This is a genomic window from Pseudomonas sp. AM14(2022), from assembly GCF_036346455.1.
In the GTDB taxonomy this organism is placed as follows: domain Bacteria; phylum Pseudomonadota; class Gammaproteobacteria; order Pseudomonadales; family Pseudomonadaceae; genus Aquipseudomonas; species Aquipseudomonas putida_A.
In genome coordinates this window covers 210,678-225,684 of sequence record NZ_JAOTNY010000011.1, presented here as the reverse complement: position 1 = coordinate 225,684, position 15,007 = coordinate 210,678, and the positions used below count along the sequence as shown (strand labels likewise).

Below are 15,007 nucleotides of genomic sequence, written 5' to 3'. Positions count from 1 at the left end.
TTGGAATGCGTTTCCCTGTAGGAGCTGCCGCAGGCGGCGATCTTTTGCTTTTCAGGAACTGACTTTCTTGCGCGGTACGATCTTCTTCAGCAATTGCCTGGCCTTGCCGCGCAACCGCGCCAGTCCCGTGGGTTTCTCCGGCGGGGTCAGGCCTTGTTGGCGTAACCAGTCCTTCCAGCGAATCCGCTCGTCACGCACCAGCCAGCCATCCTGTCTGGCAAAGCTTTCGGCCAGATACAGACCGCGCGTGCCCGCCGGAGACAGCTGACCTTTCTTCAAGGTATACAGTTCGGCCAGCGGTTCGCCGTCCTGCAACGGCATCAGGTACAAATCCGGGCGCTTGCGGTCCAGTCGCGCCACCAGTTGATCACCTTCCAGGCGTTCATCGACGTGAAACAGACTCAGGGATTTGGCTTCCTTGGGCACGTCCAGGCGCAAGTCGTAGATCAGTTGCAGCGATGCGGTCGGCAGATGCACGTAGGCCCGTGGTCGTTCGAGCAATTGCAGATTGGCGCAGCGCACCGGCCGCGCCGAGCCGGACTGCGGCGTCAGGCGAAACGGCAGGGCCTCGCGATAATGCAGGGCGGAGGCGTAGGGCGCCGGTAGCCAGGTGTCGTTGAAGCGCCCGCCGAGCCAGCCTTCCGGGGTTTCCAGCAGGCACTCTTCGGCAATTTCCTGAATCGCCGTGTGCAGCGGGATGTTCAGTTCTTGAGCAGGCACGTAACCGGAAATCAGCTTGAGCACGACGTCCCCGCGATCCTGCCGACGCTGGCGCACCAGCACCCAGTAATCGCGATTCTGCCAGTGCAGGGTCAGGCGCACAGAGACCCCGAGGTTGGCCAGTTCCACCGCAAAGCGCTCGGCATCCGCCACGCTCACCGGTTTGCGCCGCTGCAGGGTCTGGGCGAAATTCAGCGGCATGCCGACGCTCTGATACGTCAGGCCTTCGGGCGTGGCCTCGACGAACAGCGGCAGCGTCTTGAAGTTGCTCGGGTTCTTTCTGATGAGCGTGCGCGGCATGTCGGCTCCTGCTTAAGGCCGCGGGGCGGCGTCAGTGACCACGGAGGACCTGGGCAACGGTCGCAACGTTATGGGCGAGGTGCAGCGGATTGATCGTCCCGACAATAGCACTGGCTACGCCGGGCTGCTGGAACAACAACTCGAAGCTGGCGCGCACCGGATCCACGCCCGGACTCAGGCATACATGGCCGCTGGCCAGGGCTTTTTTCACCAGAATGGCTTTGCCGTGGGCAGCAGCATAGTCAATGACTGCCTTCTCGTTCTGTTCGTTCAGATTGTAGGTGACCATCGCGCAGTCCCCTTGCTCCAGCGCCTTGAGTCCGCCCTCGACCGTTTTGCCGGAGAAGCCGAAACCGCGAATCTTGCCCTCGGCCTTGAGTGCGGCGAGGGTGGCGTAGACCTCTTCGTGTTCGAGGATGGCCAGATCGTTGCCGTCGGAGTGCACCAGCACCAGGTCAATAAAATCGGTTTCAAGACGTTGCAGGCTGCGCTCCACCGACATCCGCGTGTGCGCCGCACTGAAGTCATGGCGCGACAGGCCGTCGGCAAACTCTTCACCGACCTTGCTGACGATTACCCAGTCCTGCCGCTGGCCGCGCAACAACGGGCCGAGGCGTTCTTCGCTGCGACCGTAGGCCGGGGCGGTGTCGATCAGGTTGATGCCCAATTCGCGTGCCTGCCTGAGCAGCATGCGCGCGGCATCGTCATCGGGAATCTGAAAACCGTTGGGGTATTTCACCCCTTGGTCGCGACCCAGTTTGACCGTGCCCAGGCCCAGCGGCGAGACCGTCAGGCCGGTGCTGCCCAGTGGGCGATGCAGTTCGTGCAGGGTCGCTACGCTCATGGCAACAGTTGCTCCCAGGCCGGTACGCCCATCGGTGGTTTTGGCAGTGTCGGCAATGGCTCGGCAGCTTGCGGCTGGATGCCGTCGCGCTCCAGCGCAGCGATGACCCGGTCAGCGAAGTCCGGTGCCAGTGCGAGTTTCGTCGGCCAGCCGACCAGCAGGCGACCCTCCTCGGCGAGGAAGGCGTTGTCCGGACGGCTCAGGCCGGTTTGCAGCGGCTCGGCGCGGTCGACGCGCAAGGTCGCCCATTGCGTGGTGCTGAGGTCGATCCACGGCAACAGCTGTGCGATCTCCTTTTGCGCCGTGGCGATCTGTTCGGCAGGTTCGCGGGCCACGCCTTCGCTTTCGGCGATGTCACCGCCCATGTACCAGACCCACTGACCGTCGGCGGCCGGGTGCGTGGTCACGGTGATGCGCGGTTTGGTGCCGCCGCCCAGGCAATGGGCGTACAACGGTTTGAGGCCCGGGCCTTTGGCGATGATCATGTGCAGCGGTCGGCGTTGCATCTGCGGATGGGTCAGGCCCAGGTCTTCCAGCAATCGGGCAGTGCCGGCGCCGGCACTGAGGACGATGCGTTGGGCGTGGATTTCGCGACCGTCGACCTTCAGGCCGACCAGCACACCGGCTTCCAGCAGCGGCTCGATGGTTTGCCCGGCGAGCAGGCCGTCACCGGCCAGATCGGCCAGGCGCTGGATCAGGCTCGGCACGTCAACCACCAGTTCGGCGAGGCGATAGACCTTGCCCTTGAAGCGCTTGTCTTGCAGGGCCGGCGGCAGTTGATCGCCCTTGACCTGATCGACCCGGCCACGCACGGCTTTGCTGGCGAAGAAACTGGTGAGGTTGCCGGCGAGGGTGCCGGGCGACCACAGGTAATGCGCTTCGGACAACAGGCGCACGCCGGACAGGTCCAGCTCGCCGTTGCCGGCCAGCGCTTCACGCCAGCGGCGCGGCATGTCGGCGATGGCTTCCGAGGCGCCGGTCAGCGCACCGTGCAACGCATATTTGGCGCCGCCGTGAATGATGCCCTGGGACTTCACGCTCTGCCCGCCGCCGAGACTGGCGCTTTCCACCAGCACGGTCGAAAAACCCTGACGGCGCAGACGCGCGTTCAGCCAGAGGCCGGCGACACCAGCGCCGACAATCAGAACGTCGGTGGAAATAACGGATGGCATGCAACGACCTCAGTGTTCAAGACGAGGGCGCAGTATACAGACTCGGGAAAGAGCGGGATTTGTCGATGATCAACAGGGCAGATGCAAAACCAAATGTGGGAGCGGGCTTGCTCGCGAATGCGGTGTGTCAGTTAACAGAAATGTTGTTGCCACACCGCCTTCGCGAGCAAGCCCGCTCCCACAGGGGATTTGCGTTACTGCAAATCAGTGCCCGGCAGTCTTGGAGAACAGCTGGATGACCACCACGCCGAGCACGATCAGCGCCATTCCGAGCATCGCCGGCACGTCCAGCTTCTGCCCATAAATGAACAGCGCTGCGACGCTGACCATGACGATGCCCATGCCCGCCCACACGGCGTAGGCGACTCCCACCGGCACAGTGCGCACCACCAGCGTCAGCATCCAGAAGGCGATCCCGTAGCCGACGATCACCAGAATCAGCGGCAGCGGGGTGCTCAAGCCTTTGACCGCTTTCATCGAAACGGTGGCGATCACTTCGGCGCAAATGGCGATGGCCAGAAAGGCGTAGGCGTTCATGTGTAGATCCTCATGTAAAACGTTGCTTGCTGAGGCGGCATTCTAGTCGCTCGCCAGATGGGGTAAAGTCATTACCTATCTGTTTTGAAGATGGGTTGCTGCATGAATACCCTGTGGAATCTGGAACAACTGCGCGCCTTCGTCAGCGTCGCCGAACAGCGCTCGTTTTCTGCCGTGGCGCGCCAGCAACGCAAGGCGCAGTCGGCGATCAGCAGTGCGATTGCCATGCTGGAAGACGATTTGGGCGTCAGCCTGTTCGAGCGTAGCAGTGGTCGCTCACCCAGGCTCACCGAAGCGGGCGAAGCGTTGCTCGAAGAAGCCCGGGAAGTGCTGCGCCAATGCGAGCGCCTCAATGGGCGGGCGATGGCGATGATGCGCGGTCAGGAAGCGCAGCTTCGGGTTGCTCAGGATGAAGCCATGCCATATCAGGCACTGGTAGAAAGCTTCGATGCGTTGGCCGAGCAATTTCCCAGTCTCGAAGTGCAACTGACCAGTGCCGCCCAGGGTGAAGTCGCACGCAAACTGGTCGAGCGTCGCGCCGATCTGGGCCTGCTGTTCTATCACGATGAAATCCCCGAAGCGTTGGAACGACGGGTACTGGGCCGGGTAGAAATGGTCACCGTCTGCGGCATCAATCATCCGCTGGCGACGCAGTCCTACGTCACCTGCCAGCAACTGGCACAGCATCGGCAATTGCTGATGTCGACGCAAACCAGCGTCTACCCCGGCAACGAACCGGCCAGTCCGCAGGTGTGGCGCGCTGACAGTTTCTATGTGATGGCCGAATGGCTGGTGCGGGATCTGGGCTGGGCCTGGCTGCCCCGGCATGTGGTGCAGTATTCGGCCTATCAGGGGTTGATGGTCGAACTGGACAGCGAATGGACCCCGCCGGCGTTGGTGGTGGAGCTGGTCTGGCGCCGGGATGAACCCCTCGGCCCGGCTGCGCGCTGGCTGGCTGAACGTTTTGCCGTGCACTTGCGGGCGATTGGCGACAAAAGTCGATAAACTCCGCCGCCATGAATAGAACTCTCTACACCGCGCTGTTTTACCTGGGGCTGCCATTGGTGGCGATTCGGCTGTGGCTGCGCTCGCGCAAGGCCCCGGCGTATGCCAAACGGATTGGCGAGCGCTTCTCCTACGGGATGCCACCACTGCAACCCGGCGGGATCTGGGTGCACGCGGTGTCTGTGGGCGAAAGCATTGCCGCCGCGCCGATGATTCGCGCCTTGCTGCAGCGTTATCCACAGCTGCCGATCACCGTGACCTGCATGACCCCGACCGGATCGGAACGGATTCAGGCGTTGTTCGCCGGCGAACCGCGCATCCAGCATTGTTATCTGCCCTACGACTTGCCGTGCGCAGCGGCGCGTTTTCTTGATCACGCCAAACCGAAACTGGCGGTGATCATGGAAACCGAACTGTGGCCCAACCACATCCATCAGTGCGCCAAGCGCGGGATTCCGGTGGTGCTGGCCAACGGCCGGTTGTCCGAACGATCGGCCCGGGGCTATGGGCGCTTCAGCAAACTGACCGCGCCGATGCTCGCGGAGATGAGTTTTTTCGCGGTGCAGACCGAGGCCGAAGCCCAGCGCTTCCGCGATCTCGGCGCGCGTCCGCAGACGGTCGAGGTCACTGGCTCGATCAAGTTCGACCTGACCATCGACCCGCAACTGCTGCAGCGCGCCCATGAGTTGCGGGGCCAATGGCAGGCGCTGGAGCGCCCGGTGTGGATCGCTGCGAGTACCCACGAAGGCGAAGACGAAGTGGTGCTCGACGCCCATCGCCGGCTGCTGGCGAACTACCCGAATGCATTGCTGATCCTGGTGCCGCGCCATCCCGAGCGCTTCAACTCGGTGTTCGAATTGTGCCAGCGTGAAGGCTTTGCCACGGTGCGCCGTTCCACCGGTGCCAACGTCGAAGCGGACACTTCAGTGCTGCTCGGCGACACCATGGGCGAGCTACTGTTTCTCTATGCGTTGGCTGACAGTGCTTTCGTCGGCGGCAGCCTGGTGCCCAACGGCGGGCACAATCTGCTGGAGCCGGCGGCCCTGGCCAAACCGGTACTCAGCGGCCCGCACCTGTTCAACTTCCTCGACATCGCCGCGCAGTTGCGCGAAGCCGGCGCGCTGGCCGAAGTGGATGATGCCGAAGGGCTGGCGGTGGAAGTGCAGCGCTTGTTCGAATTGCCGCGCGATGCCCAGCGCATGGCCGAGGCGGGGCTGGCGGTGATGCGGCGTAATCAGGGTGCGCTGCAGCGGTTGCTGGATGGGCTGGGCCGATTGATCAAGTAGTTGCCTGGAACATTTATTGTGGTGAGGGGATTCATCCCCGATCGGCTGCGCAGCAGTCGTTAACCCTGCTTGCCATATCAGACTGAATCACCGCGGTGAATGGTTTTGGGGCTGCTACGCACCCCATCGGGGATAAATCCCCTCGCCACAGGGGATTTTCCAGATTGTTTAGGGCCGCGCCTTGAGCTGTGCTTCCGCTGCCTTGGCCAGATCCGGCGGCAGGAAGTCCTTGTCCGGGTTGTAGTCGGCCTTCAGATAGCGCGCCAGGTCTTGCAAGTCACCCGGATTCAAGGTCCCCGCCGCCTGCTTCAAGCGCAGGTTGTCGAGGATGTAGTCGTAGCGAGTGTTGTTGTAGTTGCGCACCGAGGTGTACAGCTGACGCTGGGCGTCGAGCACATCGACGATGTTGCGCGTACCCACCTGATAACCGATTTCCGTGGCTTCCACCGCGCTCTGGTTGGAGATGATCGACTGGCGGCGCGCCTGCACCTGCTCGACATCGGTGTTCACCGCGCGGTGCAGGTTGCGGGTGTTTTCCACCACCTGCCGACGCAGGGATTCGCGCTGTTGCTCGCTCTGATCCAGTTGCGCATAGGACTGGCGCACTTGCGAACTGGTCAGCCCGCCGCTGTAGATCGGAATGTTCAGTTGCAGGCCCAGGGTGCTTTGCTCGACGTTGCCACTGTACGGCGTACCGAAGGCGTTCGGGTTGGCGAAACCGAGGGCGTCGTTGTCACCCTTTTCGTATTTGGCCACGGCATCGAGGGTCGGCAGGTGACCGGCCTTGCGCTGTTTGAGGGTCTGTTCGGCGGAGCTGACCGCAAAGTTGCTCGCCAGCAGATTGAGGTTCTGCTTGCCCGCGGTTTCGACCCAGGCCTTGGCGTCGTTTGGCGCCGGTGGCAGGATCGGCAGTGTGTGGACGATGCCCTGAATCGAGTTGTACTGACGGTTGGTCAGAGTGATCAGCGCTTCGAACGCATCGTCGACCTGACGCTGGGCGACAATGCGGTTGGCGCGCGCGGTGTCGTAACTGGCCTGCGATTGCAGGACATCGGTCTTGTCCGACAGGCCGACATCGAAACGCTCGTTGGACTGGTCGAGCTGACGCTTGAACGCGGCTTCTTCAGCCTTGGTCGAGGCCAGGTTGTCCTGACTGCGCAGCACGTTGAAGTAGCTTTCAGCCGATTGCAGGATCAGGTTCTGCTCGGTGGCCGACAGTTGCAGGGCGGCTTGTTCGTTGACGTCCTTGGCGGCCTGGTACTGGAACCAGCGGTCGGCGCGAAACAACGGCTGGGCGAGAGTCGCCTGATAGGAATGCGCGCTGCGATTGGCAATGGCTGAAGGCTGGTCGATCGAGGTGCGCACATTCGCCACTTCGGCGCCGCCGGACAGGTTAGGCAGCAACCCCGCGCGGGCCTGCGGCACCACTTCTTTCTGGGCGCCGTACTGGGCGCGGGCGGCGGCCAGATCGGCGTTGTTGTCGACGGCTTCCTGATAGACGCTGACCAGATCGGTCTTGGTCGACAAGGGCGCTTCTGCTGCCCAGGCCATTGCGTTGGACGCACAAGACACGGCAACAGCCAGTGAAAGTTTGCGCAGCATGAGGCGATCCCTAGCAAAAATATTACGGAAATAATGTGCGCGCCAAGGCTACGGCGCGGCCCCGGCAGCGTCAAGGCGCGCAGGGCACAGCGAGTGTAGTTGCGCAATCGTGCGGCAACAATCCTGCAAGTCCCGGTAATTGCGCCATTCATCATGGTGTTTGCCGCGGTGTTGGCGTTCTTTGCCGGTTGTGTCTAGACTGGCCGGGTTCTTGTCGGGGTGCCTTGCTATGAGGCTGAGATCGAATAATTTCGGATCCCGTTGAACCTGATCAGGTTAGCGCCTGCGTAGGGAACAAGATTTCTCGTCACCCGGCGAGTCCTCTTGTGCTTCGTCCGGGAAATTGTTCGACAATCGAACGCTCGACGACGATGCACAGCACCAGTCCTGGTGCGTCCGTGCCTTTCAGGTTCTGCTCCGACAATCCATTTGCCTGGATGCTGTCTGGAGAGCCCGTGATGACTACAAAAGCAAAAAACGCGATCAACCTGAGTGACTCGGCCAAGGTCGATGAACAGTCGGTTCAGCCGTTCACCCGTTCGCAAAAAGTCTACGTTCAGGGCTCGCGCCCGGACATCCGCGTGCCGATGCGCGAAATCACCCTCGATGTGACCCCGACCGACTTCGGCGGCGAAATCAACGCGCCGGTCACCGTCTACGACACCTCCGGCCCGTACACCGATCCGAACGTGGTGATCGACGTGCGCAAAGGTCTGGGCGACGTGCGTTCGGCGTGGATCGACGACCGTGGCGACACCGAGCGTTTGCCAGGCCTGAGTTCCAACTTCGGTCAGGAGCGCCTCGCCGACCCTGAACTGACCAAACTGCGTTTCGCTCACGTCAACAACCCGCGCCGCGCCAAGGCCGGGGCCAACGTCAGCCAGATGCACTACGCGCGCAAAGGCATCATCACCGCCGAGATGGAATACGTCGCCATCCGCGAAAACATGAAGCTGCAAGAGGCCCGCGCCGCCGGCCTGTTGACCCAGCAACACGCCGGCCACAGCTTCGGCGCGAGCATTCCGAAAGAAATCACCCCCGAGTTCGTCCGCGAAGAAATCGCCCGTGGTCGCGCGATCATTCCGGCCAACATCAACCACGTCGAACTGGAACCGATGATCATCGGCCGTAACTTCCTGGTGAAGATCAACGGCAACATCGGCAACAGCGCCCTGGGTTCGTCCATCGAAGAAGAAGTGGCGAAACTGACGTGGGGCATTCGCTGGGGTTCGGACACGGTGATGGACCTGTCCACCGGCAAACACATTCACGAAACCCGCGAGTGGATCATCCGCAACTCGCCAGTGCCGATCGGTACCGTGCCGATCTATCAGGCGCTGGAGAAGGTCAACGGCGTTGCTGAAGACCTGACCTGGGAGCTGTTCCGCGACACGCTGATCGAACAGGCCGAGCAGGGCGTCGACTACTTCACCATCCACGCCGGCGTGCTGCTGCGCTACGTGCCGCTGACCGCCAAGCGCGTGACCGGCATCGTTTCCCGTGGTGGTTCGATCATGGCCAAGTGGTGCCTGGCGCACCACAAAGAGAACTTCCTCTACACCCACTTCGACGAAATCTGCGAAATCATGAAGGCCTACGACGTCAGCTTCTCGCTGGGCGACGGCCTGCGTCCGGGCTCGATTGCCGACGCCAACGACGAAGCGCAATTCGGCGAACTGGAAACCCTCGGCGAGCTGACCAAGATCGCCTGGAAACACGACGTGCAGTGCATGATCGAAGGCCCGGGCCACGTGCCGATGCAGTTGATCAAAGAGAACATGGACAAGCAGCTGGAGTGCTGCGACGAGGCGCCGTTCTACACCCTCGGCCCGCTGACCACCGACATCGCTCCGGGTTACGACCACATCACCTCGGGTATCGGTGCGGCGATGATCGGCTGGTTCGGTTGCGCCATGCTCTGCTACGTGACGCCGAAGGAACACCTCGGCTTGCCGAACAAGGATGACGTGAAGACCGGGATCATCACCTACAAGATCGCCGCCCACGCAGCGGACTTGGCCAAAGGGCATCCGGGCGCGCAGATTCGCGACAACGCCTTGAGCAAGGCGCGTTTCGAATTCCGTTGGGAAGACCAGTTCAACCTTGGTCTCGATCCGGACACCGCGCGTTCGTATCACGACGAAACCCTACCGAAGGACTCGGCCAAGGTCGCGCACTTCTGCTCGATGTGCGGGCCGAAATTCTGCTCGATGAAGATCACTCAGGAAGTCCGTGAATACGCGGCCAACCAGCGGATCGACGCGGTCGACGTGGACGTCGCCCAGGGTCTTGCGGAGCAGGCCGAGCGGTTCAAGAAGGAAGGCAGTCAGCTGTACAAGAAGGTTTGATCTGACCTGAAGTCTGCGGTGTCTGTGCTGGCCCCTTCGCGAGCAAGCCCGCTCCCACATTTGAATCCAGTTGTTCACGAAACTTGTGTTCACAGGCGATCCAGTGTGGGAGCGGGCTTGCTCGCGAAGGCGTCAGAACAGGCGCCAGGGATCTCAATGACAAAAATACTCCTCTGAGATAACACCTTGAGCATTCAACCCGGCACTTATTCCCCCGACCTCGCCGTACCCGCCGACAAGCGAGTATTCGGCGGTCGCGATCTGTTTTCCCTGTGGTTTTCCCTCGGCATCGGCCTGATGGTATTGCAAACCGGTGCCTTGCTCGCGCCGGGTCTGGGCCTTTCCGGTTCGCTGCTGGCGATTTTCCTCGGCACACTGGTTGGCGTGCTGCTGCTGGCCGCGGTCGGCGTGATCGGCAGCGATACCGGTCTGTCGTCGATGGCCGCACTCAAACTGAGCCTCGGCCACAAAGGCGCGAGCCTGCCGGCGCTGCTCAACCTGCTGCAACTGATCGGTTGGGGCTCGTTCGAAATCATCGTCATGCGTGACGCTGCCAGCCTGCTCGGCAGCCGTGCGTTCAGCGAAGGTTCGCTGTGGGCCAGCCCGATGCTCTGGACCTTGTGCTTCGGCGCACTGGCGACTTTGCTCGCAGTCAGCGGGCCGCTGACGTTCGTGCGCAAGATCCTGCGTAAATGGGGTATCTGGCTGATCTTGGCCGCGTGCATCTGGCTGACCTGGAGTCTGTTCGCCAAGGCTGATCTGGCGGCACTCTGGGCGCGTGCCGGGGACGGTTCGATGCCGTTCGCCGTGGGCTTCGACATTGCCATCGCCATGCCGTTGTCGTGGCTGCCGCTGATCGCCGATTACTCGCGCTTCGGCAAGCGTGCGAAGAACGTCTTCGGCGGCACCGCCATCGGTTTCTTCATCGGCAATTTCTGGCTGATGAGCCTAGGCGTGGCCTACACCCTGGCGTTCGCGCCGAGCGGTGAAGTCAATGCGTTGCTGCTGGCACTGGCCGGGGCCGGTCTGGGCATTCCGCTGTTGCTGATTCTGCTGGATGAGTCGGAAAACGCTTTCGCCGACATTCATTCGGCAGCGGTGTCGAGCGGGATTCTGTTGCGCTTGAAAGTCGAGCATCTGGCCTTGGCCATCGGCGTGATCTGCACCCTGATTGCACTGCTGGCGCCATTGGCGCAGTACCAGAACTTCCTGTTGCTGATCGGCTCGGTGTTTGCGCCGCTGTTCGGCGTGGTGCTGGTGGATCACTTCATCCTGCGCAAGCGCAGCGCTCAGGTGGCGTCAGCCGCATTGCGCTGGCCGGCGCTGTTGGCGTGGCTGGGCGGGATCAGCACCTACCACTTGCTGGCGAATCTGTATCCGGATGTCGGCGCGACCCTGCCGGCACTGGTGCTGGCAGGGCTGTTGCAACTGGTGCTCGGTCGGGCGTTCAGTTACGGCCGGGAAACAGCTCGGGTTTGAGAATGCCGTTCAGACGCGGGTAAGGGATCTTCAGTTCGACGTGGCCCAGCGCGTAAGGCGCGATGGTGCTCACGTCGTACTTGAGGATCACGCCACCGTAGGTCAGCGCCACGTTCGGGGTTTTGACGAACGGCCAGCTCTTCACGAAATCCGCTTCCTGATCGAGCTTGGTGCTGATCAGCCAGCTGTTATGCGCCACTTGCGCCGCTTTCCAGAACGCCTCTTCCTGACCCGGCAGCAACATGTCCGACAGGTTCAGCACTTTATGCTGCTGACGCGAATAGTTGATGAAACCGCGGCCCGGCGTGCCATGGGCGCCGCCGGTGTCGAGGTAGCTCGACAGTTCGATGATCACCAAGCCGTCATGCTGCTCGCGTACCTTGGCCTGCAAATAGCTGCTGTTGCGCGGGCCGGCGTTGCGCAGGAATTGATCACGATAGGCAGCCAGGGTTGGCGCCACCGCTGCGTTCTGCTCGGTGCGGGTCATTTGCAGCAGGCGTTTTTCGATGATGCCGTCCAGCGCAGGCTCGGCCGCGAAGTGCACGGTATCGATATTCACCAGCGGGCAGTCCGGGTTGGAACAGCCGGGTTTCAGGGTTTCCGACGCATCGCGAGTGGTTTCCAGCGGCGTGCGGTAGTTGGGCTGGAACAGGTTGGCGCAGGCGCCCAGGGTCAGGGCGATGGCGGCCACGGAGGCAATTTTGAAAAGCGACATGGGCGTCCTTTCTGAAACAGGGGAAGGCAAAAAGTTATCCGCTTCGACTCTCGCCGAAGCAGTCAGTTCGCCACTAAGCTAATTAGAGTGGGTTTCGCCTCCACCGTCCATCCCGCTGACGGTAAAGGGGCTGCATCAATCATCGCGGGCGCGTTAGGATGGCGCGAAGTCGAGGTCGCCAGTAACCAAAAGCAGCCTCGTATTGGATTTGCAGCAAGAGAGGATGCTCATGACAGATTTTGCCAACGCCACTCCGGCCACCGTCGATGTCGTAAAGCGCGAGCGCTGCTACGAGGGCTTCTACAAGCTCGACCGTTTGCACCTGCGCCATGAACTGTTCGCCGGGGGCATGAGCCGCGAGATCAACCGCGAAGTCTTCGTGCGTCACGATGCCGTGTGCCTGCTGCCTTACGATCCAAAGCGCGATGAAGTGGTGCTGCTCGAGCAGTTTCGCGTCGGTGCCATGGGCAAGACCGACAACCCGTGGCTGGTTGAGCTGGTCGCCGGTCTGATCGACAAGGCCGAAGTGCCGGAAGAAGTTGCTCACCGCGAGGCGCAGGAGGAAGCTGGGCTGGACATCAAGGCCCTGTGGCCGATGACCAAATATTTCCCGTCGCCGGGCGGCAGCAACGAATTCGTGCATTTGTACCTGGGGCACTGCAGCACCGAAGGCGTAGGCGGCCTGCATGGGCTGGAGGAAGAAGCAGAAGACATCCGTGTCACGGTCTGGGCCTTTGAAGATGCCTTGCAGGCCGTCCGTGACGGACGCATTGCCAACGCGGCGAGCATCATCGCCTTGCAATGGCTGGCGCTGAACCGCGCCGAAGTGAGGGGGTTATGGTCGTAAACAAGCTGCGCGATCGCTATCGAGTCGACCTCGCCGGGCTGCAAGCCGCCTGCGAGGCCAACTACGCGCGCCTGATGCGACTGGTGCCGGACATGCGCAACGACCCCGAGGCGCGGCGGATCGCCGTGACCCAGGGCGAGCAGATGCTCGGCGTGCTGGCCCTCGAAGTGCTGCAGACCTGCCCCTACACCACCACTTTGCAGGTGCGTCAGGAACACAGTTTGCCGTGGCTGCCGGTGCCGCAACTGGAAGTGCAGGTCTATCACGACGCGCGCATGGCCGAGGTGATCAGCGCCGAACATGCACGACGCTTTCGCGGCATCTATCCTTACCCGAACGCCGCGATGCATCAGCCGGATGAAAAGGCCCAGCTCAATCTGTTCCTGGGGGAATGGCTGAGCCATTGTCTGGCCCTGGGGCACGAGTACGAAGTCGTACGCTAGTTGTGAACTGCGTCCGGTTCGCCGGTTTCCCCTTTGCGTCATCCCCCAGCATAATTGCGGCACTCAACCGATTCCGTGCTTTTGCCCTGGGAGAACGCCTTGCCGAGCGTATCCACATTGACCACCGCCGATCCGGCGCTGCTGGTGCAGTTATCCGACAGTCATCTGTTCGCCGAGGCGGACGGCACACTGCTGGGCATGAACACCCGCGAGAGCCTGCAAAAGGTCATCGAGTTGGTGCTGGGGCAGCAACCTCGGATCGACTTGATTCTGGCCACGGGGGACCTTTCCCAGGATGGCACTCTGGAGTCGTATCAACAGTTTCGTGAGATGACGGCTCAGATCGATGCGCCGGCGCGCTGGATTCCCGGCAATCACGATGAGCCGCAAATCATGGCTCAGGCCGCGGTGCAAAGTGCGTTGCTGGAGTCAGTGGTCGATGTCGGCAACTGGCGCGTGACCTTGCTCGACTCGGCGGTGCCGGGCTCTGTGCCGGGGTATCTGCAGGATGATCAGTTGCAACTGCTGGCGCGCTCGCTGAGCGAAGCGCCGGAGCGCCATCATCTGGTGTGTTTCCACCATCATCCGGTGCCGGTGGGTTGTGCCTGGGCGGAGCCGATCGGTTTGCGCAATCCCGAAGCATTCTTCGACGTGCTCGATCGTTTTCCTCAGGCTCGCGCGGTGCTGTGGGGGCATGTGCATCAGGAGATCGACCGCGAACGCAACGGCGTACGGCTGATGGCCTCGCCTTCGACCTGCATTCAGTTCGAGCCGGGCAGTCACGACTTCAAGGTCGGTGAGCAGGCGCCGGGCTATCGCTGGTTGCGGCTGTTGCCGGACGGGCGGCTGGAAACCGGTGTCGAGCGCGTTACCGACTTCCAATTCACCGTCGATTACGGCTCCGAAGGCTACTGAAAACCGAGTTGCGCCCCTTCGCGAGCAAGCCCGCTCCCACAAAGGATCTGTGCCGTTCGCAAATCCCTTGTGGGAGCGGGCTTGCTCGCGAAGGCGTCCCTACAAACACCCACGACTTCCCTGACTCCCTGTAAACTCCGCTATCTTTCGCCGACACCCAGGGAGCTCAAATGTCCGGTTCGATCCTCTATATCCACGGTTTCAACAGCGCGCCGGCCTCGAAAAAGGCCTGTCAGCTGGTCGAGGTGATGGAACGGCTGGGTTTGAGCGACCAATTGCGTGTCCCGGCGCTGCATCACCACCCGCGTGAAGCCATCGGTCAGTTGCAGCAGGCGATTGCCGAGCTGGGCCGGCCGTTGCTGGTGGGAAGCTCACTCGGCGGCTACTATGCGACTCACCTGGCTGAGCGCCACGGCTTGAAAGCCCTGCTGGTCAACCCGGCGGTCAGCCCGCACCGGATGTTCGACGGCTACCTGGGCACACAGAAAAACCTGTATACCGATGAGACCTGGGAATTGACCCACGACCATGTGACGGCCCTGGCCGAGCTGGAAGTGCCGGCATCCGCGGATGCACAGCGTTATCAGGTGTGGTTGCAGACCGGCGATGAAACACTGGATTATCGCCTCGCCCAGCAGTATTACCGGGCCTGCGCCTTGCGCATTCAGGCCGGCGGCGACCATGGTTACCAGGGTTTTGCCGAACAATTACCGGCGTTGTTGAGTTTTGCCGGCATTGGCGCCGATTTGTATCAGGCAATCGATTTCACCGCACTGTGAAGTCTTGCCCATTTT

Annotated in this window: 14 protein-coding genes and 1 riboswitch; of the genes, 8 read left to right on the top strand and 6 right to left on the bottom strand. The window is 61.9% G+C overall.

The window, feature by feature from the left end; translation table 11 throughout:
- Nucleotides 1–51 precede the first annotated feature (51 nt).
- The 4 genes from V3W27_RS21295 to V3W27_RS21280 form a co-directional block, all read right to left on the bottom strand.
- Nucleotides 52–1,020 (bottom strand): hypothetical protein, encoded by a 969-nt coding sequence (locus tag V3W27_RS21295; protein WP_027611383.1) that lies wholly within the window; start codon nucleotides 1,018–1,020, stop codon nucleotides 52–54.
- A 31-nt stretch (nucleotides 1,021–1,051) separates the two neighbouring features.
- On the bottom strand, nucleotides 1,052–1,864 hold the full coding sequence (locus tag V3W27_RS21290) for an aldo/keto reductase (RefSeq protein ID WP_247269722.1): 813 nt from the start codon (nucleotides 1,862–1,864) through the stop codon (nucleotides 1,052–1,054).
- Complete coding sequence (locus tag V3W27_RS21285; RefSeq protein ID WP_247269723.1) at nucleotides 1,861–3,036, bottom strand: NAD(P)/FAD-dependent oxidoreductase; 1,176 nt, start codon at nucleotides 3,034–3,036, stop codon at nucleotides 1,861–1,863. Before V3W27_RS21285 ends, V3W27_RS21290 begins: the two co-directional genes overlap by 4 nt.
- A gap of 204 nt (nucleotides 3,037–3,240) precedes the next feature.
- Nucleotides 3,241–3,573, bottom strand: coding sequence for a DMT family transporter (locus V3W27_RS21280; RefSeq protein WP_003221050.1), 333 nt, complete (start codon nucleotides 3,571–3,573; stop codon nucleotides 3,241–3,243).
- 102 nt (nucleotides 3,574–3,675) lie between these two features.
- Between V3W27_RS21280 and V3W27_RS21275 the strand changes: the two genes are divergently transcribed.
- Both V3W27_RS21275 and waaA read left to right on the top strand, forming a co-directional pair.
- Nucleotides 3,676–4,578, top strand: coding sequence for a LysR family transcriptional regulator (locus V3W27_RS21275; protein ID WP_096794744.1), 903 nt, complete (start codon nucleotides 3,676–3,678; stop codon nucleotides 4,576–4,578).
- 11 nt (nucleotides 4,579–4,589) lie between these two features.
- Nucleotides 4,590–5,864, top strand: coding sequence for a lipid IV(A) 3-deoxy-D-manno-octulosonic acid transferase (gene waaA, locus V3W27_RS21270; RefSeq protein WP_330207453.1), 1,275 nt, complete (start codon nucleotides 4,590–4,592; stop codon nucleotides 5,862–5,864).
- A gap of 168 nt (nucleotides 5,865–6,032) precedes the next feature.
- On the opposite strand, the gene V3W27_RS21265 is transcribed toward waaA, so the two are convergent.
- Nucleotides 6,033–7,466 carry a TolC family outer membrane protein gene (locus tag V3W27_RS21265; RefSeq protein WP_330207452.1) on the bottom strand — a complete coding sequence of 478 codons (1,434 nt, stop codon included), beginning with the start codon at nucleotides 7,464–7,466 and terminating at the stop codon, nucleotides 6,033–6,035.
- A 205-nt stretch (nucleotides 7,467–7,671) separates the two neighbouring features.
- Nucleotides 7,672–7,777, top strand: a riboswitch (TPP riboswitch).
- 147 nt (nucleotides 7,778–7,924) lie between these two features.
- On the opposite strand from V3W27_RS21265, the gene thiC reads away from it, so the two are divergent.
- Both thiC and cytX read left to right on the top strand, forming a co-directional pair.
- Complete coding sequence (gene thiC, locus V3W27_RS21260) at nucleotides 7,925–9,814, top strand: phosphomethylpyrimidine synthase ThiC (protein WP_330207451.1); 1,890 nt, start codon at nucleotides 7,925–7,927, stop codon at nucleotides 9,812–9,814.
- A 186-nt stretch (nucleotides 9,815–10,000) separates the two neighbouring features.
- Nucleotides 10,001–11,293, top strand: coding sequence for a putative hydroxymethylpyrimidine transporter CytX (cytX, locus tag V3W27_RS21255; RefSeq protein ID WP_330207450.1), 1,293 nt, complete (start codon nucleotides 10,001–10,003; stop codon nucleotides 11,291–11,293).
- On the opposite strand, the gene V3W27_RS21250 is transcribed toward cytX, so the two are convergent.
- The gene (locus V3W27_RS21250) at nucleotides 11,262–12,008 is read right to left on the bottom strand and encodes an RsiV family protein (protein ID WP_027611391.1); all 747 of its coding nucleotides are present in this window, start codon (nucleotides 12,006–12,008) and stop codon (nucleotides 11,262–11,264) included. The two genes, cytX and V3W27_RS21250, sit on opposite strands and share 32 nt — an antisense overlap.
- 229 nt (nucleotides 12,009–12,237) lie before the next feature.
- Between V3W27_RS21250 and V3W27_RS21245 the strand changes: the two genes are divergently transcribed.
- From V3W27_RS21245 to V3W27_RS21230, 4 genes are all read left to right on the top strand, one after another.
- Nucleotides 12,238–12,855 (top strand): NUDIX domain-containing protein, encoded by a 618-nt coding sequence (locus V3W27_RS21245; protein ID WP_027611392.1) that lies wholly within the window; start codon nucleotides 12,238–12,240, stop codon nucleotides 12,853–12,855.
- The gene (locus tag V3W27_RS21240; protein WP_007967395.1) at nucleotides 12,846–13,298 is read left to right on the top strand and encodes a DUF1249 domain-containing protein; all 453 of its coding nucleotides are present in this window, start codon (nucleotides 12,846–12,848) and stop codon (nucleotides 13,296–13,298) included. Before V3W27_RS21245 ends, V3W27_RS21240 begins: the two co-directional genes overlap by 10 nt.
- Before the next feature lie 99 nt (nucleotides 13,299–13,397).
- Nucleotides 13,398–14,213 carry a 3',5'-cyclic-AMP phosphodiesterase gene (gene cpdA, locus V3W27_RS21235; RefSeq protein ID WP_027611393.1) on the top strand — a complete coding sequence of 272 codons (816 nt, stop codon included), beginning with the start codon at nucleotides 13,398–13,400 and terminating at the stop codon, nucleotides 14,211–14,213.
- A gap of 170 nt (nucleotides 14,214–14,383) precedes the next feature.
- Entirely contained in the window at nucleotides 14,384–14,992 is a 609-nt protein-coding gene (locus tag V3W27_RS21230) for a YqiA/YcfP family alpha/beta fold hydrolase (RefSeq protein WP_330207449.1), read from the top strand.
- Nucleotides 14,993–15,007: the final 15 nt, after the last annotated feature.